Genomic DNA, 24,971 nt, shown 5'->3' with positions numbered 1-24,971 from the left:
CTATCTCAATTATGCTGTACAGACGAAAGGAGAGAAGTGATGGATTTTATGAGTACCCTGGATATGGTCGTTGGAAAAATAGGCGCTTTTGCCTGGGGACCGCCGATGCTGATACTGTTGGTTGGAACCGGCTTCTGGCTGACTTTTGCCCTGCGTGGCCTCCAGTTCAGAAAACTTGGCTACGCTCTCTATCTGGCCTTGGTGAAAAGGAAAGAGGACACTGATGAGCCGGGAGATATTACCCATTTTCAGGCGTTGATGACAGCTCTGTCGGCAACCGTTGGTACCGGTAATATTGCCGGGGTAGCAACCGCCATTGCCGTCGGTGGACCGGGGGCCTTATTCTGGATGTGGATTACCGGACTTGTCGGTATGGCCACCAAATATGCCGAAGCGGTTCTGGCGGTGAAATACCGGGTTGTCGATGAGTACGGCGAGATGAGTGGTGGTCCGATGTATTATATCTCGCAAGGTTTGAAAATGCCCTGGCTTGGGACGCTTTTTGCCGTTTTCGCCTCTTTTGCCGCCTTTGGTATCGGCAACATGGTGCAATCCAATTCAGTTGCCGATGCAGTCGCCACAACCTACCATATTCCCCATATGGCCAGCGGCATAGTCCTTATGGTCTGCACGGCGCTCGTGGTGCTTGGCGGTATAAAAAAAATCGGCATGGTCACCGGTGCGCTGGTGCCGATCATGATAGTTTTTTATATATCGGGTTCCATGTATATCATTCTTGCCAACATAAGCGAAGTTCCGGCCGCCCTGGTCTTTATCGTCAAGCAGGCCTTTAATCCCACTGCTGCCGTTGGTGGTTTTGCCGGGGCAAGCATCATGATGGCCATCAGGATGGGCGTTGCCCGCGGCGTGTTCTCCAACGAGTCCGGTCTCGGTAGTGCCCCTATTGCTGCAGCGGCAGCCCAGACGAAAAGCCCGATCACCCAGGCCCTGGTTTCCATGACCCAGACTTTTATCGATACCATCATCGTCTGTACCATGACCGGACTGGTGCTCATACTCAGTGGTCTCTGGTCCAGTGGTGAAACCGGTGCGGCATTGACGACCATGGCCTTTGCCGCCGAAATGCCCGGAGGCGCGCATGTGGTGACGATCGGCATTATTCTCTTTGCCTACTCAACCATTCTCGGCTGGTGTTATTATGGTGAAAAGTCGATTGAATATCTTTTCGGGGTGAAGGCGGTAATGCCCTACCGTATTGTTTTTGTCCTCTTTGTCGGCGTTGGGGCGATGGCTAAACTCAGTCTGGTGTGGAATATTTCCGATACCATGAACGGCTTGATGGCCATTCCGAACCTTATCGGTCTGCTATTCCTGACCCCGGTTGTTGTTTCGGAAACGAAAAAGTATTTTGATAATAAAAATAATAGGTAAAGCGATGATGCATTGGCATGACCTGAACAGGTCATGCCAATGCATCATCGGCCGGATGTCAGTATCTGGAGGTTTGTCGGCTGCAAACAAAAAAGCTTTCTTGCCCTAAACGGGTAAGAAAGCTTTTTTTTGACGATCAAATCCGAGCAATGTTCAGGGAAAAATTTGCTTGGTGTTGCTCAATAGTGCTGCTCAACCGGGATATTTGTCGGCAATATAATCTTTCAAGTACTTATTCTCCACCTTGGTTTCCTTCAGCTGCGCCTTGACCACATCGCCAATGGAAACAAGTCCTTTCAAGTCCTTGCCCTCAAAAATCGGTACGTGGCGTATCCTGTTTTCCGTCATGACGGAGAGAATATAATCCAACTTATCATCCGGGTTTCCGACGATAAGGTTGGTGCTCATGATCTTCTCAACGGTGAGTGTTTTAATCTCCTCGAGATGATTAATGACCGCCATCAGGACATCACGGGCACCAATAATACCGAGGATATTGACGTCATTGTCGACGACCAGCAGTGAACCAACCCGGTTTGCGGAAAAAATCGACATTGCATCGAGGACGGCCGTACTCTTTTCAACGGTGACGACCCGACTTCCTTTTACCGCCAGAATATCTTTTACTTTCATATCTCAGACTCCACGTTTAGATCAGTCAGCACACAAGTCATTTTGCCGTACTGAAGAGTTTGACAGTTTTCACTCCGAATCGTTTTTCACTCACCTGGAAACGCTACTTACTTATATAACAATAGGGTAGAGACCGATAGCGAACACACAGACTGCCAGCGCTAAGGTACCTGCACCGGCAAGAGGCGAACCAATAATCTCAAAGCTGTCCTCAGCGTCATGAAAATACATATTAATTATGAGGCGCAGATAATACCACATGGAAAAGGCACTGCTGATGACAAGAAGGACGGCCAGCGCGGTTTGTCCAGCCGAAATGGCGCTGGTGATTATATAAAATTTCCCCATGAACCCCGCGGTTGGCGGGATACCGGCCATCGAGAGAAGAAAGACCGTAATCGCCGCGGCGGAATAAGGACGAACCTTGGCCAACCCTTTGAAATCATCGAATGTGGCCCGTTTTTCATCCTTCCCGCCCAGGTAGGAAAGGGCGGCAAAGATACCCAGGGTAGAGACGGCATATGCAGCAAGATAATAACCGATAGCACTGCCGGTAAAATGGTCGGCGCTGATGGCCACAAGCGCAATGAGCAGGTAGCCGGAATGCACGATACCTGAGGCTGCGAGCATTCTTTTCAGACTGCTCTGGCCAATGGCGACGAGATTACCACCGAACATGGTCAGAACGGAGACCCAGAAGAGAAAGGTTATCCAGCCGCTGTGCAGGTCAGCACTGAGTGCAAGAAAGTTGGCAAAGACGGCAAAGACTGCAGTTTTCAGAGCAGTTGCCATAAAACCGGTCACCGGTGCGGAAGCACCATCGTAAACATCGATGACCCATGCATGAAAGGGGAAGGCGGCCGCTTTGAAAAGAAAAGCGACAAAGATAAAAAACGCCCCGGCAAGAAGCAGTGGCTGTGACGAAGATCCTGCACTGATAGCGGTGCTGATTTCAACAAATTTTGTCGTACCTGTTCCGCCATAAATAAGCGCTGTGCCCATGGTAAAGAAGGCTCCGGCAAAGGCGCCAAGCATCAGATACTTGAGGATCGCCTCGGTTGCGGTAACATTCGCCCGGTCATAGCCAACGAGGATGTATATGGCAAGAGACATGATTTCCAGGGCGATAAACGCGGTAATGAGTTCTTGCGCCATAGTTAACAGGAGCATGCCGCAGGCGGCAAACATCATAATGCAGTAGAATTCCAGGGTGCAGAAAAGATTGACCTTGAAATAACTGTGGGCACTCACTGCCGTGAAAAATCCGCAGCCAAGGATAATAAGTCCGGCAACCATGGTAAAATTACTGGAAACCAGCATGCCGTTGAAGACGTTGGCAAAGAGGGTGGTCTCCGGGCCGCAGCCGACGAGCAACTGTGCGAAAAAAGCAGCACCAAAGAACCCCATGCTGACAAAGGAGGCGATTTCTACCTGAATCTTCTCAAAAGCAGAGAGAAGCATCAACAGGATGGCACCTGCACCGATGATGAGAAAAGGGAGGAAGGACAAAAAATCATGCATAGTGGTTACCCTGCCTTAATTCTTATGGTTTGTGTGTCCGGGGGTCAGGACGGTGGTTTCGGCAACGTGGCTTTGGGTCGTGGAGAAAATTTTTGCAACCTGGAGCTGAGCGGCCGGTTCGATTTTTGCGATAAAGGCCTGGGGGAAAATTCCCATGGCCATAATGAGCACGATAACGGGGAGAAAGGTCAATACCTCAGAAATCTTCAGATCGGCAAATTCCACCGTACGTTCGTTGGTTTTTTCAAAGAAAACCCTCTGAAACATCCACAACATGTAGCAGACGCCGATGATGAGCGAGGTCCCGGCAAGAAAGCCGATAAAGCCGTTGAATTTAATGGCACCCAGGATGATGAGAAATTCACCGATGAAACCGCTGGTGCCGGGCAGACCGACCGAAGCGAGCATGGCAATGGCAAAAAAGGTCGCGAAAATTGGCGCCCGGTAGGCTATTCCGCCGAGGGCGCCGATGTCCCTGGTGCCCATTCTTTCCTCCATCAGGCCGACAAAGAGAAACAGTACGCCGGTACTGGTGGCGTGGGCGGCAATCTGAAAGAGACTGCCGGTCAGTGCCTGCACATTCATGCAGAAGACGCCGACCGCGATAATACCCATATGGGATGCGGAAGAGAAGGCAAGCATTCTTTTCATGTCCTTCTGGGCAATTGCTGCGAGCCCGCAGTACATCATACCAACAACTCCGGCCAGGGAGAAGAGGATGGCAAACCGGGCAAATTCGATTTCAAACACCGGCACGACAAACCGAATAACGCCGTAGACGCCGATTTTAGCCATGATCGCCGAAAGAACAAAGGTGGTCGCGGTCGGTGCCTCGGTATAGGCATCAGGCAGCCAGGTATGGAATGGAAAAAGCGGAATCTTGATGGCAAAGGCAGCCATGAACATGAAAAAGGCCAGGACGGCAAATCCGCCGCCCAGGTCAAGGGCGCCCAGTTGCACTATATCAAAGGTCCAGACGCCAAATTGGTTGTGATAAGAGACCCCGACATACACCAGGGCGGCAAGCATCAACAGGGAGCCGGCGATGGTATAGATAGTGATCTTCAGGGTGGCCGGCAATCGTTTTGGCCCGCCGTAAATACCGATCATAAAGAAGATCGGCAGCAGCATAATTTCCCAGAAGATATAAAAAAGAACTAAATCGGTGGCACAGATAGCTCCAATCATCGACCCCTGGGCGATGAGCAGATTGGCGTAATAGCCCTTTTTCTGCTCGGTGAATATAGAAAAAACCATGGGAAACAATACCGCGCCGGTCATGAGGACCAACAGGCTGATACCGTCAACCCCAAGGCCGTAGCTGATGCCGAGAGATTCGATCCAGGGGCGATTTTCCAGATACTGCATACCGCCTGCTCCGCTAAAACCAAGGAACAGTTCGATACCCATGAGGAGAACAACCAGGGAAACGATCATTCCCGCGATTCGAGATGCTCCGCGACCGATGGGAAAGAGGAGCATTGCCAGTCCGGCGAGGATGGGCAAAAAGATCATGACTGAAAGGGCATATTCAAACATTCTTACACCTTACCTAGTTGATCGATTGAGAGAGGAAGAGACTCATGAGGCTCAGTCCTATAACCATATAAATTGCATAAATCCGCACATAGCCTACCTGCAGGGCCTTGAAAGCGTTGCCCGCCTTTTGATACAGCCAGCTGGAAAACTTCACATGACTGTCGGTAACGTTGGGTTCGATAAACCGTGTGATAATCGAACCAAAGGCTTTGTACGGCTGGACAAATACCGCATTGTAAATCTCATCGACATAAAACTTGTTATAGCCGACCTTGGCAAAACCCGTGAATACCGGCTCTTCCGCACCCTCGCCAAATTTCCTGTAGGCGATGAAGATACCTACGGCGACGACACCGATGCTGGCCAGCATGGCGAGAAGTTCCAGCCAGACACTGACATGAGGGTGATGCTCGATCACACTTGGCGCGAGCCAGTGTGACACGTTGAGCGAGCCACCGAATATTGCCGGGAGATTCAATACGCCGGCAAATGCCGCACCGACCGCGAGGATGACCAGTGGAATAGTCATGACCGCCGGCGGCTCATGCGCATGATCAAAGGCTTCCTGATCCCGTGGTTTGCCATGGAACACGAGGAATATCATACGGAAGGTATAGTAGGCGGTCATACCGGCAACCAGTACGCCGATGAACCATATTCCGGTATGGCCATTGGCCAGCGCGGAAAAAAGGATTTCATCCTTGCTGAAAAATCCGGAAAACGGCGGGACGCCGGACAGGGCCAGGGCACCGATGAGCATGGTCCAGTAGGTACGTGGCAGTTTATCCTTCAGCCCACCCATTTTCCATACATCCTGCTGATGGTGCAGGGCATAAATGACCGAACCGGCTCCGAGGAACAGCAACGCCTTGAAGAAGGCATGGGTGAAGACGTGGAAGATTCCGGCGGAGTAGGCGGTGACACCGACCGCGGCAAACATGTAGCCGAGCTGACTGACGGTCGAGTAGGCGAGAATCTTTTTGATGTCTTTCTGGAACATGCCAAATATTGCCGCGAGAAGTGCGGTGAGGATACCGACCCAGGCGACAACCATTCCGGCGCTGGGGAAATGTGCATAGATAAAGCTGAACCGGGCCACCATATAGACACCGGCGGTGACCATGGTTGCGGCATGGATGAGGGCAGAGACCGGAGTAGGACCGGCCATCGCGTCCGGCAGCCAGACATACAGGGGGATCTGTGCCGATTTACCGCAGGCGCCGACAAAGAGCAGCAGGCAGACGGCAATGCCTATTGCCGGGGTAAGACTATGTGCATTCGCCTTCAGGGAGAGGTAGTCAAAACCGCCGGCGCCGATAGCCCAGAACAACACCGACATGCCCAGAACGAAACCAAGATCGCCGATACGGTTGACGATAAACGCCTTATTGCCGGCCAGGACATTGTCGGTATCTTCACTGTAGTAGCTGATGAGCAGATAGGAGCACAGCCCGACACCTTCCCAGCCGACAAACATCACTACAGGGCCGCTGCCGAGAACCAGGATGAGCATGGAACCGAGAAACAGGTTCATGTATGCGAAAAATTTGCCGAAATTCTTATCCTTGGCCATGTAGCCGATAGAATATATGTGGATCAGGGAACCGATAAAGGTGACGAACAGCAGCATCAGTGAACTGAGCGGGTCGGCAAGAAAACCCATATTGACATGCAGGTCGCCGACGGCAAACCAGGTATAGGCATTATGTGTGAGAATCCGTTCATCCGCCGGAAGGCCTTTGAGATGGTAAAAAACCACCAGGGCCAGAAAAAACGACAGTACCGGGCCGATACAGGCCAGGGCGCCGTATAGCATTTCCGATAATGGATTCTTTCTGCAGGTGAGCATGTGCAGCAGCCCGATCACCAGCGCTCCAATAAGCGGAAAGAGGGGAATTAATCCGAGATATGTAGCAGTATGTTCCATGAAATCACCCTTTTAACAGGCTGAATACGTCGGTATCCAGTTTACCCTTGTGCTTATGAAGCAGTATGACTACCGCGAGAGCCAGCGCAGCCTCGGCTGCGGCCACAGCCATGACCAGCAAGGCGAGAACCTGCCCATCCATGCTTTCGTGCAGTCGTGAAAAGGCTATAAAGGACAAGTTAGCCGCATTGAGCATGAGTTCTATGGACATGAACACCGTGAAGACATTCCGTCTGGATATCACACCGAGTATGCCCAGGGAAAAGAGAATGACACTGAGAATGAGATAGTTCTGGATCATTTGTTCAACCTCCTCTTCCCTGCAAGTACTACCGCACCAATAAGAGCCACGAGCAGGAGAAGGGAAACAATTTCAAAAGGCAATAACCAGTCCTGAAAGAGCACCAATCCAACCTCCTTGACCCCGCCGAAGCCGGAGCCGACTATCGTCGCTTCACTACCCGGCAGACTCTTCACCACCTTGATGAGGAAAGAGGCGATGGGGAAAATCAGGATTATGCCGCCGATAAGATAATAAAAACGACCTTTTTCCTCAGGCAGATCACTGGTCTGAATATTCAGAAACATGATGATAAAGAGGATAAGGGACATGATTGCCCCGGCATAGACGATAAGCTGCAGGACAAAAATCAAACTGGCGGACAACAGTGCGTACAGTCCCGCCAGGGAAATCATTGTCACTATCAGACTCATCGCCCCGCTCATCGGGTGGCGGAACAGTACCAACCCGGAGGCGCCAAGAACAGACAGCACGGAAAACACATAAAATAGCCACTCTGCAGACATAATATCAAGCGCCCCCTTTCTTATATTCTTCTTCGGAAAAAGCTCCAGGGGTTGTCAGCAACTCCTCGAGCCCAAGAACGAAGGATTCCCTATTGTTGTCAGTAACGGAAAAAATCCCGGTATCCATGCGGATCGCATCCACAGGACAGGCTTCAACGCAATAACCGCAATAAATGCACTCAAGCAGGTCGATGTTGAACTTGACCGGCATTTTTTCCGCCTTGTCGTCGAGTCGTTCCCCCGCCTCAATCATGATGCACTTGGCCGGACAGTTGGTCTGGCACATAAAGCAGGCGACACACTTCACCGTCTGGTCCTCGTGGGTCGTCAGTCGGTGCCGTCCGCGCCAGCGAACCGGGATCTCCGGCTGCACCTCCGGGTAATGCCGGACGTAGAGTTTTCTATTATCGAGTAGATTTCTCCACAAGTGGCCAAAGGTGGTGGCCATTCCTTTGAAAATCTCGGGGAGGTAGAGCCTTTCCTGCAGGCTCGAACCTTTCCGTTCTATTGTTTTGACTTGTGCACCCATGTCATTCTCCTTTAGGAACCGTTACGAAATAATCAGGCTATTTCTCACGATTTCTGATGGCTCCTTCTCCCGTTCGGCGGGGTTAGCTCAACGCCACGACAACTGCGCTTGTTATAAAGATGTTCAGAAGAGCCAGTGGTAGGAGCGTCTGCCATCCAAGTTTCTGTAACTGGTCATATCGAAAACGGGGTATGGTCCAGCGTACCCAGATAAAGACGAATATCATCAGCGTCACTTTCACAAGCAGGGTACATATCTGCAGCAGGGCGACGAAGATACCGGCGGCAGCTCCACCAGAGGTGCTGAACAACAGGATAGCCAGCAGAACCAGCTCCAAGAAAATGGTCAATCCCCAGAAACATTTGATATAGACGTTTGCTTCAAACACGCGTGGATCATTTTCTCGAGGATAATGACTGACGTTGTTCCTTCTAATCCATCCGGTAAAGTAGTACATGATCACCGGCAGAGCGATCATCAGCAGGAAGGCGACCGGTTTGGCAAAATTTATTAGGGTTTCGGTGGCAAGAAAGGGGATCTGATAGCCGCCGAAAAACAGGGTGACGATGATCGCGCTTGAGGCGAACATGGCGACATATTCCCCCATAAAAAACACGGCAAACTTCATGGCACTGTATTCGACATGGAAGCCGGCGACGATCTCACTCTCGCCCTCGGCGAGATCAAAAGGTGTTCTGTTACATTCGGCGAAGGCGGCAATAATGAAAATAACCATGCCGAGCGGCTGCAGAAGGGCACCCCACATGGGGATGAAACCGAACAGCAGCTTGCCTTGAAACTGGGCCATTTCGTTGAGGTTGACGGTACCATAGACAACAAGCAGGCTGATAATTGCCAGCCCCATTGGAATCTCGTAACTGATGACCTGGGCGGCGGAACGCAGGCTGCCAAGGATGCCGTACTTATTCGACGACGACCAGCCGGCGAGAATAATACCGTACACGGCAAAACCGGCCAAAGCGAGAAACCAGAGAATACCCAGATCAATGGGAATGCCCTGCATGATGTAGCTTTTCCCACCCAAAACCAAAGTGTCGGCAAAGGGTACAACGGCAAAAGAGACAATGGCGGTAAAAAAGACGATTAACGGAGCGATAACAAAAAAGAATTTATGTTTGATATGCGCGGATACCACATCTTCCTTGAATGCCAGCTTAAGGCCGTCGGCGAGATTCTGTACCAGGCCGGCCGCTCTGAAGCCAAAGATACCGGCGCGGTTCGGACCGGATCGATCCTGAAAATATCCGGCCCCCCTGCGCTCCATCCACACGCAGACTGCGACAAAGCAGAGCGGGACAAAAGCGCTGAAGAGAACGCGAATGGCAATCATTACATAATCAAGCAGTGACATTGGCAGCCTCGCTATCGTTTAAGTTCAATCCCTTTGCCGGGATCTTGTCAGGTTCAAAGTTTTTCAGCGCGCTAATGGCTTGCTGCAGTACCGCGAATCTTTCCTCGGGGCTGGTAAGCGGCCCACCGAGCTGAACGGCAATGGCGCTGATATCGGCAAGATCGTTGTTTTTGGTCAGGGCTTTGGCAAAGCTCTGGAGAATGTTGTCACAATTTATGACGCTTCCCGCATACTCACTGTACGAGGCTACAGGTAAAGCCAGATCGGCCAGAGCAGTGAATGGGGTGTCATGGCTGCTGACGGCGATGACCTTGGTCCCCTGAAACAGTTTTTTCAGCTCGTTCTCTTTGTAGCTGCGGTTGAGGTCGTTATTGAAGTTGATGAGCAGTTGCGCCTGCTGTACCCCGGCTTCGAAGGCTTCCCGACTGCAGTCGATACCGAGAAGAGTCAGACCGGCCCGGTTGGCTGCTTTATCATCCTGGATAAGATAATCGTCGCCGTCTCCCTGCTTGATGTACCCATCACTGTAACCAAAGAGAGGCGCGCCCAGTTTTTCGGCCAGTGCCTGCACGGCGACCATCTGCTCGAGAGAACAGTTTGGTGAGAGAACGAGGGCGATTTTTTCCGCTCGCTCTATTTCTTTGGTGCAGGCGGCGAGAACATCGTCGATCGGCCGGGCTTTATTGTTGAGCCGTGCCTCGACGAGACGTCCTTCGTTTTCCGCCTTATAGCTCAATCGCCCGGCATCACAGATGAAGTAGCCATTGACCTGTTCGTTGAGCCGTGGACGAAACCGGTAAATGATATCGTCTTTATATTTTTCGCGGTTGTGATCGATGGTGATGTTGCAGCCTTTCGAGCAACCGTGACAGATGCCGGGGGCCTTTTTCAAAAACCAGACCCGCTGTTTAAAGCGGAAATCCTTGCTGGTCATAGCACCAACGGGACAGAGGTCGACGACGTTGCCGGCATAGCGGTTGCTTAGCGGTCTGCCGGGAAAAATATTTACCCGGGCGTCATCGGTTCTGTTGATGATGCCCAGCTCACCGGTCTTGGTGATCTGGCGGCAGAAGCGCACGCATCGGCCACAGACGACGCAGCGTTCCTGATCATGCACCACCCCGGCACCAAAATCCATCTTCTTGCCTTTGACGACCTGGGGGACGTTCATCCGGCTTTCAGCCTGGTCGTAGGCCATGTAGTAGTCCTGCAGCTTACATTCTCCGGCCTGGTCGCAGACGGGGCAGTCGGTGGGATGGTTGATCAATTCAAATTCCATCACATCGTGCTGGATCTTTTTAATGTGCGCCGCGTCGAGTAATACCTTCATGCCTGCCATGGCCGGTGTTTTACACGCCGGGACAAGTGGTGGCCGGCCGTCTTCAATACCGACCAGACACATGCGACAGTTACCGTCGGCACCCAGTGCCGGATGGTAGCATAAATGAGGTATTTCGATGCCGACAGCACCGACGGCGTCGATCAGGTTTTTGCCTGCCTCGACCTCGACTTCGACTCCGTTTACAAAAAGTTTTATCTTGTCAGCCATGGGGTGCCTTATTCCTATTTCGCTTCTGCTGCTGAAGAATCGTTCTTTGCCACATATGCCTCAAATTCGTGCCTGAACTTATCCAGATAGCTGCGCACCGGCATGGTGCAGGCAGCCGATAAAACGCATACTGTTTTCATCTCGATATTATCGCACAGCTCGCGCAGCAGGTTGACATCTGCCATGCTGCCGTCGCCGCGCAGTATTTTTTTGACAATCTTCAACATCCAGCCAAGACCTTCCCGACAGGGAGTGCATTGTCCGCAGGATTCGTGGTGATAAAAGTCAATAAGGTTTTTCACCAGGTGGACGATATCGACCGTCTCATCGAGGATGACGATACCGCCGGAGCCAAACATGGTTTTATGGGCGGCCATGGACTCGTAATCAAGGGTGACCGTTTTCGCTTCCTCGGGCAGCAGTACCGGCGTTGAACTCCCGCCGGGAATGATCCCTTTCAGTTTGCGGCCTTTCCACACGCCGCCGGCGACCTTGTCGATAACCTCGAGCAGAGGCAAGCCCAGCGGCAGCTCGTACATGCCGGGTTTTTCCACGTGACCGGAGATGCCGAACAGATGTGTACCGGGACTCTTTTCCGTACCATAGGCCTTGTAGGCCTCGGCGCCGTTGGCAATGATAAACGGCAGCGAGGCGATAGTCTGCACATTGTTGATGATCGTCGGACAGCCATAAAGACCGGCAACTGCAGGAAACGGCGGCTTGCTGCGCGGCTGGCCTTTTTTGCCCTCGATGGACTCGAGCAGTGCGGTCTCTTCGCCGCAGACATAGGCACCGGCGCCGCGGTGGACCGTGACGTTGAGTTTATAATCATGGCCGGCGACTTTGTCGCCGAGATATCCGGCCTTGTAGGCCTCATCTATTGCCGCCTGGAGTGCTTTCACCTGGGTGGTGTATTCGCCGCGGATATAGATATAGGTATCATGGGAACCGATGGCATAGCTGCAGATGATGATGCCCTCGATCATCATGTGCGGGTCTTTGACCAGGATATATCGATCCTTGAAGGTGGCCGGTTCCGATTCGTCGGAGTTGACGGCGAGATAGACCGGTTTGCCGGTGTCTTTCGGCAAGAAGCTCCATTTCACACCGGCCGGAAAACCTGCCCCGCCTCTGCCGCGCAACCCGCTGCTTTTCACCAGCTCGATGACGTCTTCCGGTGGCATGGAAAAGACCTTGTCGAGGGTGGAATAGGCGCCGTGCTTTTTGGCAACTTTAATCTTGTTGGCGTCTTTTATGTCGAACTTGGCACTGAGAATCTTGACTTGCATCTTCGTCCGCCTCCTTATTTCAATGTGGCCAGTAGCGATTTCAGCTTGTCCACGTCCATGTTCTCGTGGAATTCGCCATTGACCTGAACAACCGGAGCGGTACCGCAGTGACCGAGGCATTCAACCTCTTCCAGACTGAATTTTCCATCGTCACTTATCTGGCCGGGTTGTATGCCGATTTCGTTTTTCAGATAGTCAACAATTTCCTGTTTGCCGCGCAGCCAGCAGGACAGGGTGCGACAGACACAGATATGGTTTCTGCCCATCGGCTGCAGATGATACATGGTGTAGAAGGTGGCTGCCTCGTACATCTTGCTGGCAAAGGTCCCGATGCGGTCGGCGGCGTAGGCCATTGCTTCCTGACTTATCCAGCCCTCTTGTTCCTGTATCAGCCACAGGGCAGGAAGAATCATCGACTCTCTGGTCGGATAACGTTTGATAAGCCTTTCGAATTCAGCATCCCTTTCCTTGTCGAACTGGAATGGTGTCCCTGTCGAAATCAGTTGTGAACGATCGCTCATCTGTCCAGCTCCCCACCGATTATATTGATACAACTCAGGTTGATGACGGCGTCCGCTATCATGTTCCCTTCAACCATTTTATGAAAACCACCCATGATGTAAAAACATGGCGGTCGCACCTTCAGTTTGTAGGGTTTGCCGGATCCGTCGGAGACAAAATGGAAACCCAGTTCGCCGTTGGCCGCTTCCAGGGAGTCATACCATTCCCCTGCCGGGGCCTTGACGCCTTCGAAAACCAGTTTGAAGTGGTTGGCCAATCCTTCAATGTTGCTGTAGACCTGCTGCTTGGGCGGCAGACATACCTGGGAGTCTTTGACGTTGATCGGTCCTTTGGGAATGTGTTTCATCGCCTGGCGAATGATCCGGATGGACTGCACCATCTCATGAAAACGAATCATGAAGCGGTCATAGATATCGCCGTTGGTGCCGACAGGTACCTCAAAGTCGAAGGACTCGTAATTATAGTAGGGGGCGTCTTTGCGCAGGTCAAAGGGTACGCCGCTGGCTCGGAGGGTGGGGCCGGTGAAACCGTAATTCAGGGCGGTTTCCGCCGTGAGTATACAGACACCCTGGGTCCGGTCGTGGACAATGCGGTTGGTCTCGACCAGTTTCAGGGAATCACCGATACCTTTTTCTATGCCACGAAGCTGTGCTTCCAGATCCTCTTCCCAGCCATCATAAAAATCACGATACATGCCGCCGATCCGGGTAAAAGAACTGGTAAGGCGTGCACCGGTGAGGCGACTGATGAGATCATAGGCGGCCTCTTTTTCATTATAGAGGTACCAGTAGTTTGTCAGACCACCCATATCAACCATGGCGGCAGAGAGACAGACCAGATGATCAAGGACCCGGTAGAATTCGGAGAGCACCACGCGCATGAATTGGGCTCGCTCGGTTATCGTCACGCCCAGCCATGATTCAACCGCCTTGGCGTAGGCGATGTTGTTCAGCATCGACGAGCAGTAGTTGAGCCGGTCGGTGAGTGGGATGATCTGATTGTAGGTCCTGTTCTCGGAGGTTTTTTCAAAACCTCGGTGCAGGTAACCAATTTCATTGACGTTGGCCAGAATGGTCTCGCCGTCCAGGGCGGTAAGGATGCGGATGGCCCCATGGGTGGCCGGATGAGAAGGTCCGAGGTTGAGAAACATCACCTGGGTGTTGATGTCCTTCAAGGTCGCATCATCAACACCTTTTTTGGCCAGCCTGGCACGAATTTCCTTCTCCAGGCTGTCCGTCTGGTAACAGACCTGGCCTTTTTCGATAGGATAATCCTTGCGCAGGGGGTGTCCCTCAAACTGCCAGTGGTTGAGTATTCTTCTGAGATCGGGATGGCCCTGGAAGTGAATACCATACTGGTCATAAACCTCCCTTTCGCCAAAGAGTGCCGCGCCCCAGAGATGTGTCGCGCTGGTAATACCGACTTCCGGGTCGAGTATCGGAGTGCGCACCTGCACGAGAATATTTTTTTCCCAGTTGCGCAGGGTATAGACCACATAAAATCTGGTTTCCTGGGCCTGCGGATACTCGAGGTAATCGATTGCCGTGACATCGACCATCAGACCGCAGTTAAAATCCGGTTCATTTTTTAACCGGGAAAGCGTGTTCTCCAGGTTTTCAGGTCGCACATCTATAACCACTGATTCCAGAACAACTTTGCAGATCGCGTCCGGAAACGCGGCTTGGATTTTTTCTAAAGCCGTCGCATTCATATCAGTCGAGAATCCCTTTAAAGTCTTTATGGCGGTCTTTGAGCACACTTTCGCCTTTAATCTGGTCCTGGATTTTGATCAGAGCGTCCAGCACAGCTTCCGGTCGAGGGGGGCAGCCAGAGATGAAAACATCCACAGGAATAATGGTATCGATACCCTGCACGGTGCAGTAGTTATCATATATTCCCCCGGAGCTCGCACAGGCACCCATGGCGACAACCCATTTTGGATCAGGTATCTGCTCATAGATACGCTTCAGAATAGGCGCCTGCTTATAACTGATGGTGCCGCAGACCAGGAGCAGATCTGCCTGGCGAGGAGAAAAACGGACAACCTCTGCTCCAAAGCGGGATACGTCGTGCTGACTCGCCGCTGCGCTCATGAATTCGATGGCGCAACAGGCGGTTCCGAATACGAATGGCCACAGTGAATATTGCCGACCCCAATTGATGACTTCATCAAGTTTGGTGGTTATGACTGTGTCGCCGAGACTTGATTCTAATCCTAACGCCAATTGAGCACCCCTTTCTTAAGAATGTAGATGAGTCCAGTTAGAAGCAGCAGCATGAAGACCACCATCTCTGTAAATCCGAACCAGCCAAGTTCACGGACCGAGACAGCCCATGGATACATGAAGACCGCCTCAATGTCGAATATCAGGAAAAGAATTGCGAGCAGATAGAATTTGACGCTGAACTTCTGGTCAACCGTTCCGATGATCGGGCCTACACCACTCTCGTAGGCTTCATTTTTCATTTTTCCCTTGGATCGCGGCCCCAGAATCGTTGTCGCTATCATAAAGCAGGGAACAAGAGCAGCAATACCGATGAGGGCCACTGCCGAAAGAATCAGTTCCGTTGACATTATTAGTTCCTCTCACTGCTTTTTTCCATACCATGCGGCCGCTGGGCAGCTCACACCTAAACAAAGAAATAATGAACACCCATTCATTAACAGGCCTCTCCATTGCCTGTCAAGAATTTATTTGTTGTAGGCAAACGAAGACTTAAAGGCATTAGTTGTTGTTTAGTCTGGTGTTTGCAAGGCGGTCAAGATGTGCGCTTTGTGCGGCCATGGATTGTTTTGTCTGCCGAAGTACTGGTGTCGGGGCTTGTTTGGTCGGGGCTATGCTGTTGCCGGAGAGTGTTGGGGCACACAATGCACAAAAAGCAATGACGATGACCAGTGCTGTTTTGTTGTTCCTGACATGGTAGAGAAGTCTTTGTCGATTGTTAAGAAATGTCTTTAATTACGATATTACAATGAGTTGGACGGGAAGTGATCTATATTCATTTCAATGAATTGTCTATTCACGAATGATTATGAGGGGTGCTGCAGCTGCGGGGACATCTGATGGAATAACAATCGAGGGCGAAAAAGATCTGTTTCTACAAAAAAACCGGCAATCCTGCGCGTGGTGCGTGCCAGGATTGCCGGTTGGATAAAGAACAACTATCTGCTTTGCCGAGACTAGCAGTCTACGGCCTACCAGCCAAGGGTCAGATAATCGTGGATGGAATTGGCGGCATCGCGTCCGGCACCCATGGCCAGGATGACCGTTGCCGCTCCGGTGACAATGTCGCCACCGGCCCAGACACCTTTTTTGGTGGTTTTACCGGTCCTTGGATCGGCCATTACATTGCCCCATTTATTGAGTTTCATATCCGGGGTTTCGCTGGTGAGAAGCGGGTTGGCGCCCGAGCCGACGGCGACGATGCACAGGTCACAGGCAATCTCGAATTCGGAGCCTTCGACAGCCACCGGTCGGCGCCTGCCGGATGCATCCGGTTCGCCGAGTTCCATGCGCAGACATTCCATGCCGGTCAGCCGACCATTTGCGTCGCCGAGATACTTGGTTGGATTTGTCAGCAGAAAGAGTTCGATACCTTCTTCTTCGGCATGGTGAATTTCTGCCTTACGGGCCGGCATTTCTTCCCTGGAGCGTCGATAGACGATTTTGACACTCTCGGCCCCAAGACGCATGGCGGTCCGGGCGGAGTCCATGGCCACGTTGCCTGCACCAAGGACGACGACATTCTTGCCGATCGGGATGGGTGTATCGACTTCCGGATATTTGTAGGCCTTCATGAGATTGGCCCGGGTAAGATACTCATTGGCGGAAAGGATGCCGACCAGGTTTTCCCCGGGGATGTTCATAAATCTCGGCAAGCCGGCACCGACGCCGACATAGACAGCGTCGTATCCCTGCTCGAAAAGTTCGTCGAGCGATACCGTTCTGCCGACGACCGCATTGCACTGCAGGTCGACGCCAAGCCGTTCAAGAAAGTTTACTTCCTGGGCGACGATGGCCTTTGGCAGGCGAAATTCAGGAATGCCGTAGACCAGAACCCCACCCGGTTTGTGGAAGGCCTCGAAGATGGTCACATCGTGGCCTTTGGTGATGAGATCGCCGGCAACTGTCAGCCCCGATGGGCCGGAGCCGACAACGGCAACCTTTTTGCCGGTGGGACCAGCTTTCGGGGGCAGCTCACCCGTGCCGTGCTCTCTTTCAAAATCGGCGCAGAAGCGCTCAAGGTTACCGATGGCGACGGGTTCGTCTTTCTTGCCGACTATGCAGTTGCCTTCACACTGAACTTCCTGGGGGCAGACGCGGCCGCACACTGCCGGCAGGGCATTTTTCGTCCACAGGTTGCGGATAGCTCCGGTCATATCGCCCTGGTTGATGAGGTCGATAAAGCCGGGAATGTCGACGCCGACCGGACAGCCGGTGACACAGGCGGGTTTTTTGCACTGCAGGCAACGGGCGGCCTCGGCCTGGGCCATTTTCATGGTGTAACCGGTGGGCACCTCAAGGAAATTTCGAGCGCGTATTTTAGGTTCTTGCTCAGGCATGGGTTGCCTGGGGTTTTTCACATTCTTCTCAGCTGTTGCTGCCATAATGTCCTCCGTAGAAAATCGTTATCCACGATAATATGTTGAATCACCAGATTGTTAAACTTCACAAAGAGAGAGCGGAAAGCGTCATCTCAGCCGGCATTGTGCAGTGCACAGTAGGCCTGATGACTTTTTTTCTCGTCTTCCTGATAGGCTCTCAGCCGGAGGATCAACTCATCGTAATCGACTTTATGGCCGTCAAATTCGGGACCGTCCACACAGGCAAATTTTGTCTCGCCGCCAATGGTAACCCTGCAGCCACCGCACATGCCGGTGCCGTCAACCATTATCGGGTTGAGGCTGACCAGGGTCGGAACATTAAATTCCTTGGTCAGATTGCTGACTGCCTTCATCATTGGCACGGGACCAATGGCGACAACCAGGTTGATATCTCCGGCCTGCAGGGCCTCTTTCAGGACGTCGGTGACAAAGCCGTGATGGCCGTAGGAACCGTCATCGGTACAAACGCGAAGGTCGTGGGACGCGGCCTTCATTTGTTCTTCCAGGATGAGCAGGCTTTTGTTGCGTGCACCAATGATGCAGGTGACATCGTTGCCGACTTCTTTTAAGCCGCGGGTGATCGGGTGCAGTACGGCAACGCCGGTACCGCCGCCGACACAGATTACCTTGCCGACCTTTTCAAGGTGGGTGGCCTTGCCTAAGGGGCCGATGACATCCTGGTAGGAGTCGCCGACCTTGAGATCTTTGAAGATTGCCGTTGATTTTCCAACAACCATATAAATGATGGTGATGGTGCCTTTGACCGGATCGGTATCGGCCATGGTCAGCGGGATTCTCTCCCCTTCTTCATTAGCTTTGAGAATGACAAATTGACCGGGCTTGGCCTTCTTGGCAATTAAAGGCGCCTCAATTTCATTGAGGATAACCGTCCCCTCAGCCATTTCTTCGCGTTTTACAATCTTAAACATTTTTTCCTCCTGGTGTAAAAACATTGAATTTTACATGTAAAAAAATATTCTAATTTGAGAAATTTTTCAGGGATAAGTAATCATAAAGTCGCTATAAAATCAACATCTATTGTCGCAGGGCGATAAAAGCCGATGATGTCAGATAGTTGTAATTGCGAAAAAATCAAACAGTCCGCCTGTCTTCGACAGATGGGATGTCCGGCAACATCACTACCTGGACCCGTTTTGCGGTGCAGGCCCAGGAAGTATCTTTTCCGATGGATGGTACATTGAAGGACAAAATTATTCAATCAATGGTTCGTGTAACGCACAGGCCTGTGGCTTATCTGGTCATATAATAGTCTGTTAAACTGGTAAATAAGAGAGATTAAGATTGCCGTGAGATGATTTTTTTATTTGTATTTTACGACGGGGAGGGTATAAGGAAAAAATCGGGTGACTTTTATGTAGTATAAAAAGTCATAATTGCATAATGCGTCAAAGGAGCATGTCATGGCAGAAGGTACAGTGAAGTGGTTCAATAATTCTAAAGGATTCGGTTTTATTGAGCAGGACGGGGGAAAGGATGTTTTTGTTCATCATTCGGCTATCAAGATGGAAGGTTTCAAGTCCCTCGAGGAAGGTGAACGGGTGAAATTTGATATTGTGGACGGAGCTAAAGGTCCCGCTGCAGAGAATGTAGTCAAGATCTGATACATACTCATTCGGTCCACCCCTCGAGGTCTGGACTGTGATTGTCACAGCGTCATGGGAACTGTCGGTTCTCTGACGCTGTTTTTTTTTACAACGCAGCTGACGAGTTTTTATGACGCCATCAAATTAATGAAGCTGAAAAAGAGATTGGCCGACAGTCTGTCCGCCGGCGAGCTGGCCTGTCTGGTAGGCGCCTATGATCTGGTTGGCGATATTGCCATTATTATCATCCCGTCGGAATTGGTGTCAAAAGAACAACTTATTGCCGAGGCAGTCCTTGCCGGCAACAATAAGATCAGAGTCGTTGCCAAAAGAGCCGGGAATTATGGCGGTGAATTCAGAACCATTCCCCTGCAGGTTCTCGCTGGTGAAAACAGAATAGAAACGGAGGTGAAGGAGTCGAGGGTTCGCCTGCTGGTCAATCCGGAAACCGTGTATTATTCTGTCAGAAGCGGCAATGAAAGAAGACGACTCGCCGCGCTGGTGCAGCCGGGGGAGTCGGTTCTGGTGCTTTTTTCCGGGATCGGCCCTTTTCCACTGATCATTGCCAGGTACAGCAAGGCCAAATCCGTCGTCGGCATCGAAAAGAACCCCGAGGCCCACGCCTATGCCCTGGAAAACCTTCGGCGCAATAAAAAGCAAAAAAACATCCGGCTCTATCTTGGCGATGTCCGAGAGGTGGTACCGGCCCTCGCCGCAACCTATGACCGGGTGATCATGCCCCTGCCGGTCGGAGGGGAAGAGTTTTTGCCATGCGCCCTCCAGGCGGTCAAAGCGCGTGGCGTTTTACATTTTTATGACCTGCAGCGTCCGGAACTGTTTACTGCGTCATGTGAGAAAATTGCCGGCGCCTGTGCCGTTGTCAATCGAACGGTACTTTCGACCGCCATCACCAGATGCGGGCACTGCGCGCCACAAATCTACCGGATCTGCATCGATGCGCGGATATCCTGAAATAACCTGCCCGGGCTTACGGGCATAATTGACACACACACAAGGAGCAGCTATGCACGTTTCATTCTACGGCGCGACAGGAGAGGTGACCGGTTCGTTTCACACCCTGGTCACTGACCGGGACACTACTTTACTTGACTGCGGTCTTTTTCAGGGCAGGCGAAAAGAGACCGAAGCAAAGAATCGCGTTCTTCCTGTCGATCCGAAAATTTTCACCAACATGGTGCTGTCCCATGCCCATATCGACCATTCCGGCCGCATCCCCATGCTCACCAGAGATGGCTTCAGCGGGCACATTTTCTGCACCAGGGCAACCGCCCATGCCTGTGAGTATCTGCTCAGGGATTCGGCCAAGATCCAGGAAGGTGATGCCGCCTATCTCAATTATAAGACGGCCAAGGTTTTCCTGGCCAAGTTGAAAACCGGAGGGGAGCAGTCGAAAATTTCCGCCGCCGACCAGCAGGAGATTAAGGCCCTGCTCAAATCGGGAGACCATGATCTGCGCCTCGATGTCGTGGAAAAACTGTTGCGTGAAAATAATCTGGAGCTTATCACCCCGCTGTACACCCTGGCCGAGGCGGAAGAATCGCTGGGCTATTTTCAAGGTGTCCCGCTGCATGAGACCGTGACCATCGGCACGGATCTTTATTGTACATTTTATGGCGCCGGTCATATCCTCGGCTCGGCCATGTCGGTTCTCCAGCACAAGGCGAATGGTCAGACAAAAACCGTGCTCTATTCCGGTGATCTGGGACGTTTTGACAAGCCGATCGTCAAAGATCCAACCCTTGATTTTGCCGAGGAGCACCGAAATATCGATCTGATGATCTTGGAGAGTACCTACGGCAGCAGGGAACATGAGCCGGTTACCGATATGAAACCGATGCTGAAAAAGGTTCTGAACGAAACCTTTGCCCGGGGCGGTTCGGTGATTATCCCGGCCTTTGCCTATGGTCGAACCCAGGAACTGCTCTATTTTATCCACGAACTTTTTCTGGCCAAGGAAATTCCGCCGATGCCGGTCTGGGTTGACAGTCCGCTGGCCACGAATATGACCAATGTTTTTGGTGAGCATCCGGAAACATATGACGAGGAAACCCACGATTCGTTTTTAAGAAAAGGCCTTAATCCGTTTGATTTCGAACACCTGAAGTTTGTCCAGAGCGTGGAAGAATCGATGGCCTTGAACCGTGAAACCAAATCCCATATTGTTCTGGCCGGATCGGGCATGTGTGAGGGCGGGCGGGTCCTGCATCACCTGCGACATAAGATCCATGATGAGCGCAACACGGTACTGATCGTCGGGTATATGGGGCAAAATACCTTTGGCCGGCGGTTGCAGGAATTAGGTGAGAAATACCAGGCTGATGGGCGGCGGGGGGAGCCGCCGATCGTCCGTTTTTACAACAAGGACTATCCCTTGAAGGCACGGGTCGTTACCCTGGGCGGGTTCAGTGCCCACGGAGACCGTCGGGAAATGACCCGGGTGCTGAAGGAGTCAAATCTTGCCATTAAAAAGATTGCCCTGGTGCACGGGGAAGAAGAGCAGACCCAGGGTTTTGCCGAATACCTGCGCAAGGAAGGGTTCAGTGTAGTCATACCGTTTCATGGACAAAGCGTTTTTGTCTAGCCGACTGTCTCTTTTTTATTGATTATGGTGAAAATACCGATATAAACAAAAATGACAACCTCGTAAAAACTTCGATATCCGATGGATAAGTAAAAAGCTTCATATTGGAGGCGTGCAATTTTTCTATTATTTCGGCGTACATAAGGTACGTCGTAATGATAGAAAAATTGTAACAACGAACAAGATGAAGAGTTTTTACGACTCCATCATCATTTTTTGGAGATGACAGATGGTATATACGGTTACAATAGATGAAGATGAGTGTATTGGCTGTCAAAGCTGCGTAGAGCTTTGTCCCGATGTCTTCGGTTTTGACGATGAAACCGAAAAGGCCTTTGTTTATAAAGCCCATTCCGGAGAAGAAGAGTGTATTGAGGACGCCGCTGCGGCCTGTCCCGTTGATTGTATCGAGGTGGAAGAAGAATAGAAAAGTCGGGGGCGCAGGTGAAAGACGATGAACAGCAGCCGGCGGCGTCATTTCAGCTGCGGCCCTTTTCTTTAGGTGTACTGGAGGCGAACCTGTCCCTTGGCGGTTCGCTGACCAGGACATCCGCTGGCCTTGTTATTGAATATAGGCTGCAGGGTTCGCTGCATGACCTAAACCTGTCGTCAAGGTCATCAATTGCCCAGGCCGGTCGCCGCCATGAACTCTGGCGGCATAGTTGTTTTGAGGTATTTTTTGCAACCCCGGGCAAAGCAGCCTACTGGGAGGTCAACCTCTGCCCGAGCGGCTGCTGGAACGTCTATCATTTTGCCGGCTACCGCTCCGGCATGCGAGAAGAAACAACGATCGCCCCGCCGCTCTGCCAGGTCGTCACCGACGCCGATCTCCTGTCAATGACCTGTACCTTGAACCTCAGTGGCCTTGTTGACGAGGCGTGCCAACTGGACATCGGCGTTGCCGCCGTCATCGAGGCTGCCGACGGGACTATCAGCTATTGGGCCCTTGACCACCTTGGAGAGCAGCCGGACTTTCACGATCGTCGTAGTTTTCTCCTGTCACTGCCGTGAGTGGGGGTGAGTTCAGCAGTTTTGCCCATATCATGCTGTCTATAGATTATGCTTGTTAAGAAAATTGAACTGCTGGCCCCGGCCAGAGATCTTGCCTGCGGTATCAGCGCCATCAATCATGGTGCCGATGCCGTCTACATCGGTGGCCCGCAATTTGGCGCCCGATCCGCCGCGTGCAACAGCCTGGCCGATATCGAAAAGCTGGTCGCCCATGCCCATCAGTTCCGGGCAAGGGTCTATGTTGCGCTGAATACCATCTTTGACGATCGCGAGCTCGAGCGTGCCGCAGGGCTCTGTCACCAACTGTACGGCATCGGGGTCGACGCCCTGATCATCCAGGATGTCGGCCTGCTCGAAACGGAGCTGCCACCCATCCCCCTGCACAGTTCAACCCAGATGAATAATCGGACGGTGGACAAGGTCCGTTTCCTGGAAAAGGTCGGCTTTCGTCAGGTCGTGCTGGCCCGGGAGCTGAACCTTGAGCAGATCAGGTACATTCGCGCCGCCACCAGTGTCCCGCTGGAATTTTTCGTGCACGGCGCGCTCTGTGTCTCCTACAGCGGCCAGTGTTATATCAGCGAGGTGATGGCCGGGCGCAGCGCCAACCGGGGCGAGTGCGCCCAGTTCTGTCGCCACAGCTTCACCCTGCGCGATGGACGGGGCGAAATCCTGGCAAAGGATCGTTATCTGCTCAGCCTCAAAGATTTAAATCTTGCCGATCACCTTGGCGCACTCATCGAGGTCGGGATCAGTTCTTTCAAGATTGAAGGACGCCTGAAAGATGACTCGTATGTGAAGAACGTCACCGCCTTTTACCGTCAGGCCCTCGATACCCTCCTTGCCGCGGACACCGGCCTGCAACGGGCGTCTTCCGGCAGCTGCAGCTTTGGCTTTATCCCGGATCCAGTCAAATCGTTTAATCGGGGCAAGACCGATTATTTTTTGACCAACCGGGAAAACAGTCGGCGCAAGAAACCCGGGTCCATATTGAGCCCGAAGGCAACAGGGCAGCAACTGGGTCAGGTGCTGCACGCGGAAAAACGGTTTTTTACCCTGGCGACGACCGAAGTTATCAACAACGGCGACGGCCTGTGTTTTTTCACTCCAGAAGGTGCGCTGGTCGGCATAAAGGTCAACCGGGTAGAGGGCGATAAAATTTACCCGAAAGATCCGGTCAATCCGCCTTGCGGAACGATGGTATATCGTAACGCCGACACCTTTTTCACCAAGCTTCTCACTTTGAGTGAACAGTGCCGGACCATACGACTAGACCTTGAACTGCAGGAAACCGCCGTGGGCCTGCAGCTGCTGATTAAAGATGAGGATGGCATAGAATCGACCACCACCGCCACGGTAGAAAAGGCGGCGGCCAGACAGGCCGGCATGGTCGCCGCCCTGGCGGAAAAACAACTGAGAAAAAGTGGCGGCTCGATTTTTTCGGTTGCGGAGGTACGTGTGCACCTGCGGCCGGAGCTGTTCTTTCCCGCTGCGGTGTTCAACGATCTACGGCGAAAGGGGTTTGCCCGACATCTGGAAAAACGGCTGGAAGAGTACCAGCTTGAACGAGTCGACCTCACGGTCAATGATTTCCCCTGGCCGACCGGGGAGGTGAGTTATCTCGACAATATCGCCAATGAGAAAGCGGCAGCCTTTTACCGGCGGCACGGCGTGACGAGGATCGACCAAAAAACACTTCGCGCCGCAGATGTTGCCGGCTGCGCGCTGATGACCTGCAAATACTGCATCCGGGCGCAGCTGGATATCTGCCCCAAGATGAGCAGCAACGCCGATGGTCTTGCCGGGCCGCTGACCATGAGCGACAAGACCGGCGAGTACGCCCTCAGCTTTGATTGTGCAAAATGTGAAATGACGGTAGAGAGACGGAAAAATAAAGGATAGGGATCAGTTGTACTTTGTATTGAACAAAAAAAGAGGTAATTTAAGAGTGAACGTATTGTCTGGTTGTGGTATATGCTAATCGCACCAGGAAAATCATAACCGAATATCCCCTCAAATATTTCCCTCATACATATATCTCGATGAATGCTCTGTGGGATACTCAAACGAA

General features: G+C 52.0%; 23 protein-coding genes. 7 read left to right on the top strand and 16 right to left on the bottom strand.

The window, feature by feature from the left end:
* Positions 1–39: 39 nt before the first annotated feature.
* Positions 40–1,392, top strand: a complete 1,353-nt coding sequence (locus ACYQ8U_RS09500; RefSeq protein ID WP_459945300.1) for an alanine/glycine:cation symporter family protein — start codon at positions 40–42, stop codon at positions 1,390–1,392.
* A gap of 192 nt (positions 1,393–1,584) precedes the next feature.
* On the opposite strand, the gene ACYQ8U_RS09495 is transcribed toward ACYQ8U_RS09500, so the two are convergent.
* The 16 genes from ACYQ8U_RS09495 to ACYQ8U_RS09420 form a co-directional block, all read right to left on the bottom strand.
* A complete protein-coding gene (locus ACYQ8U_RS09495; RefSeq protein ID WP_459945299.1) occupies positions 1,585–2,025 on the bottom strand; it encodes a CBS domain-containing protein in 441 nt (146 codons plus the stop codon).
* Positions 2,026–2,136: 111 nt separating this feature from the next.
* Complete coding sequence (locus tag ACYQ8U_RS09490) at positions 2,137–3,546, bottom strand: NADH-quinone oxidoreductase subunit N (protein ID WP_459945298.1); 1,410 nt, start codon at positions 3,544–3,546, stop codon at positions 2,137–2,139.
* 15 nt (positions 3,547–3,561) lie between these two features.
* Entirely contained in the window at positions 3,562–5,085 is a 1,524-nt protein-coding gene (locus ACYQ8U_RS09485) for a complex I subunit 4 family protein (protein ID WP_459945297.1), read from the bottom strand.
* A 13-nt stretch (positions 5,086–5,098) separates the two neighbouring features.
* Complete coding sequence (gene nuoL / locus ACYQ8U_RS09480; protein ID WP_459945296.1) at positions 5,099–7,012, bottom strand: NADH-quinone oxidoreductase subunit L; 1,914 nt, start codon at positions 7,010–7,012, stop codon at positions 5,099–5,101.
* A 4-nt stretch (positions 7,013–7,016) separates the two neighbouring features.
* Positions 7,017–7,313: an NADH-quinone oxidoreductase subunit NuoK gene (gene nuoK, locus ACYQ8U_RS09475; RefSeq protein WP_459945295.1), complete on the bottom strand. Its 297-nt coding sequence runs from the start codon at positions 7,311–7,313 to the stop codon at positions 7,017–7,019.
* Positions 7,310–7,819: an NADH-quinone oxidoreductase subunit J family protein gene (locus ACYQ8U_RS09470; RefSeq protein WP_459945294.1), complete on the bottom strand. Its 510-nt coding sequence runs from the start codon at positions 7,817–7,819 to the stop codon at positions 7,310–7,312. Before ACYQ8U_RS09470 ends, nuoK begins: the two co-directional genes overlap by 4 nt.
* A 4-nt stretch (positions 7,820–7,823) precedes the next feature.
* Complete coding sequence (locus ACYQ8U_RS09465) at positions 7,824–8,348, bottom strand: NuoI/complex I 23 kDa subunit family protein (RefSeq protein WP_459945293.1); 525 nt, start codon at positions 8,346–8,348, stop codon at positions 7,824–7,826.
* A gap of 82 nt (positions 8,349–8,430) precedes the next feature.
* Positions 8,431–9,720 carry a complex I subunit 1/NuoH family protein gene (locus ACYQ8U_RS09460; protein WP_459945292.1) on the bottom strand — a complete coding sequence of 430 codons (1,290 nt, stop codon included), beginning with the start codon at positions 9,718–9,720 and terminating at the stop codon, positions 8,431–8,433.
* Positions 9,707–11,269, bottom strand: coding sequence for an NADH-quinone oxidoreductase subunit G (locus tag ACYQ8U_RS09455; protein WP_459945291.1), 1,563 nt, complete (start codon positions 11,267–11,269; stop codon positions 9,707–9,709). Before ACYQ8U_RS09455 ends, ACYQ8U_RS09460 begins: the two co-directional genes overlap by 14 nt.
* Before the next feature lie 14 nt (positions 11,270–11,283).
* Positions 11,284–12,558 carry an NADH-quinone oxidoreductase subunit NuoF gene (nuoF, locus tag ACYQ8U_RS09450; protein ID WP_459945290.1) on the bottom strand — a complete coding sequence of 425 codons (1,275 nt, stop codon included), beginning with the start codon at positions 12,556–12,558 and terminating at the stop codon, positions 11,284–11,286.
* Between the two features lie 14 nt (positions 12,559–12,572).
* Complete coding sequence (nuoE, locus tag ACYQ8U_RS09445; RefSeq protein ID WP_459945289.1) at positions 12,573–13,079, bottom strand: NADH-quinone oxidoreductase subunit NuoE; 507 nt, start codon at positions 13,077–13,079, stop codon at positions 12,573–12,575.
* Positions 13,076–14,791: an NADH-quinone oxidoreductase subunit D gene (locus ACYQ8U_RS09440; RefSeq protein WP_459945288.1), complete on the bottom strand. Its 1,716-nt coding sequence runs from the start codon at positions 14,789–14,791 to the stop codon at positions 13,076–13,078. The genes nuoE and ACYQ8U_RS09440 overlap by 4 nt, the downstream gene beginning before the upstream one ends.
* Before the next feature lies 1 nt (position 14,792).
* Entirely contained in the window at positions 14,793–15,305 is a 513-nt protein-coding gene (locus tag ACYQ8U_RS09435; RefSeq protein WP_459945287.1) for an NADH-quinone oxidoreductase subunit B, read from the bottom strand.
* On the bottom strand, positions 15,296–15,655 hold the full coding sequence (gene ndhC / locus ACYQ8U_RS09430) for an NADH-quinone oxidoreductase subunit A (RefSeq protein WP_459945286.1): 360 nt from the start codon (positions 15,653–15,655) through the stop codon (positions 15,296–15,298). Before ndhC ends, ACYQ8U_RS09435 begins: the two co-directional genes overlap by 10 nt.
* A gap of 621 nt (positions 15,656–16,276) precedes the next feature.
* Positions 16,277–17,689 (bottom strand): NADPH-dependent glutamate synthase, encoded by a 1,413-nt coding sequence (gltA, locus tag ACYQ8U_RS09425; RefSeq protein WP_459945285.1) that lies wholly within the window; start codon positions 17,687–17,689, stop codon positions 16,277–16,279.
* An 89-nt stretch (positions 17,690–17,778) separates the two neighbouring features.
* Positions 17,779–18,615, bottom strand: coding sequence for a sulfide/dihydroorotate dehydrogenase-like FAD/NAD-binding protein (locus ACYQ8U_RS09420; protein WP_459945284.1), 837 nt, complete (start codon positions 18,613–18,615; stop codon positions 17,779–17,781).
* A gap of 492 nt (positions 18,616–19,107) precedes the next feature.
* On the opposite strand from ACYQ8U_RS09420, the gene ACYQ8U_RS09415 reads away from it, so the two are divergent.
* The 6 genes from ACYQ8U_RS09415 to ACYQ8U_RS09390 all read left to right on the top strand — a co-directional run bounded on the left by ACYQ8U_RS09415 (position 19,108) and on the right by ACYQ8U_RS09390 (position 24,802).
* On the top strand, positions 19,108–19,308 hold the full coding sequence (locus tag ACYQ8U_RS09415; RefSeq protein WP_136813437.1) for a cold-shock protein: 201 nt from the start codon (positions 19,108–19,110) through the stop codon (positions 19,306–19,308).
* 54 nt (positions 19,309–19,362) lie between these two features.
* A complete protein-coding gene (locus ACYQ8U_RS09410) occupies positions 19,363–20,262 on the top strand; it encodes a class I SAM-dependent methyltransferase (protein ID WP_459945283.1) in 900 nt (299 codons plus the stop codon).
* A 52-nt stretch (positions 20,263–20,314) separates the two neighbouring features.
* Entirely contained in the window at positions 20,315–21,892 is a 1,578-nt protein-coding gene (locus tag ACYQ8U_RS09405; protein WP_459945282.1) for an MBL fold metallo-hydrolase RNA specificity domain-containing protein, read from the top strand.
* A 229-nt stretch (positions 21,893–22,121) separates the two neighbouring features.
* Positions 22,122–22,319 (top strand): ferredoxin, encoded by a 198-nt coding sequence (locus tag ACYQ8U_RS09400; protein ID WP_459945281.1) that lies wholly within the window; start codon positions 22,122–22,124, stop codon positions 22,317–22,319.
* Positions 22,320–22,336: 17 nt separating this feature from the next.
* The gene (locus ACYQ8U_RS09395) at positions 22,337–22,903 is read left to right on the top strand and encodes a DOMON-like domain-containing protein (RefSeq protein WP_459945280.1); all 567 of its coding nucleotides are present in this window, start codon (positions 22,337–22,339) and stop codon (positions 22,901–22,903) included.
* Positions 22,904–22,951: 48 nt separating this feature from the next.
* Positions 22,952–24,802: a U32 family peptidase gene (locus ACYQ8U_RS09390; protein ID WP_459945279.1), complete on the top strand. Its 1,851-nt coding sequence runs from the start codon at positions 22,952–22,954 to the stop codon at positions 24,800–24,802.
* Positions 24,803–24,971: the final 169 nt, after the last annotated feature.

This window comes from Desulfocastanea catecholica (assembly GCF_054657295.1).
Note: the sequence above shows the minus strand (reverse complement) of the source record. Positions and strands in the feature narration are given on the sequence as shown.

Bases quoted from the DNA above. Each gene is read 5' to 3' on its own strand.
- ACYQ8U_RS09415 (WP_136813437.1), top strand. From the start codon at position 19,108: ATGGCAGAAGGTACAGTGAAGTGGTTCAATAATTCTAAAGGATTCGGT.
- ndhC (WP_459945286.1), bottom strand. From the start codon at position 15,655: ATGTCAACGGAACTGATTCTTTCGGCAGTGGCCCTCATCGGTATTGCT.
- ACYQ8U_RS09440 (WP_459945288.1), bottom strand. From the start codon at position 14,791: ATGAATGCGACGGCTTTAGAAAAAATCCAAGCCGCGTTTCCGGACGCG.
- nuoK (WP_459945295.1), bottom strand. From the start codon at position 7,313: ATGATCCAGAACTATCTCATTCTCAGTGTCATTCTCTTTTCCCTGGGC.
- ACYQ8U_RS09400 (WP_459945281.1), top strand. From the start codon at position 22,122: ATGGTATATACGGTTACAATAGATGAAGATGAGTGTATTGGCTGTCAA.
- nuoE (WP_459945289.1), bottom strand. From the start codon at position 13,079: ATGAGCGATCGTTCACAACTGATTTCGACAGGGACACCATTCCAGTTC.
- ACYQ8U_RS09405 (WP_459945282.1), top strand. From the start codon at position 20,315: ATGCACGTTTCATTCTACGGCGCGACAGGAGAGGTGACCGGTTCGTTT.
- nuoF (WP_459945290.1), bottom strand. From the start codon at position 12,558: ATGCAAGTCAAGATTCTCAGTGCCAAGTTCGACATAAAAGACGCCAAC.
- ACYQ8U_RS09465 (WP_459945293.1), bottom strand. From the start codon at position 8,348: ATGGGTGCACAAGTCAAAACAATAGAACGGAAAGGTTCGAGCCTGCAG.
- gltA (WP_459945285.1), bottom strand. From the start codon at position 17,689: ATGGCAGCAACAGCTGAGAAGAATGTGAAAAACCCCAGGCAACCCATG.
- ACYQ8U_RS09490 (WP_459945298.1), bottom strand. From the start codon at position 3,546: ATGCATGATTTTTTGTCCTTCCTCCCTTTTCTCATCATCGGTGCAGGT.
- ACYQ8U_RS09500 (WP_459945300.1), top strand. From the start codon at position 40: ATGGATTTTATGAGTACCCTGGATATGGTCGTTGGAAAAATAGGCGCT.
- ACYQ8U_RS09420 (WP_459945284.1), bottom strand. From the start codon at position 18,615: ATGTTTAAGATTGTAAAACGCGAAGAAATGGCTGAGGGGACGGTTATC.
- nuoL (WP_459945296.1), bottom strand. From the start codon at position 7,012: ATGGAACATACTGCTACATATCTCGGATTAATTCCCCTCTTTCCGCTT.
- ACYQ8U_RS09410 (WP_459945283.1), top strand. From the start codon at position 19,363: ATGGGAACTGTCGGTTCTCTGACGCTGTTTTTTTTTACAACGCAGCTG.
- ACYQ8U_RS09495 (WP_459945299.1), bottom strand. From the start codon at position 2,025: ATGAAAGTAAAAGATATTCTGGCGGTAAAAGGAAGTCGGGTCGTCACC.
- ACYQ8U_RS09485 (WP_459945297.1), bottom strand. From the start codon at position 5,085: ATGTTTGAATATGCCCTTTCAGTCATGATCTTTTTGCCCATCCTCGCC.
- ACYQ8U_RS09470 (WP_459945294.1), bottom strand. From the start codon at position 7,819: ATGTCTGCAGAGTGGCTATTTTATGTGTTTTCCGTGCTGTCTGTTCTT.
- ACYQ8U_RS09460 (WP_459945292.1), bottom strand. From the start codon at position 9,720: ATGTCACTGCTTGATTATGTAATGATTGCCATTCGCGTTCTCTTCAGC.
- ACYQ8U_RS09455 (WP_459945291.1), bottom strand. From the start codon at position 11,269: ATGGCTGACAAGATAAAACTTTTTGTAAACGGAGTCGAAGTCGAGGTC.
- ACYQ8U_RS09390 (WP_459945279.1), top strand. From the start codon at position 22,952: ATGCTTGTTAAGAAAATTGAACTGCTGGCCCCGGCCAGAGATCTTGCC.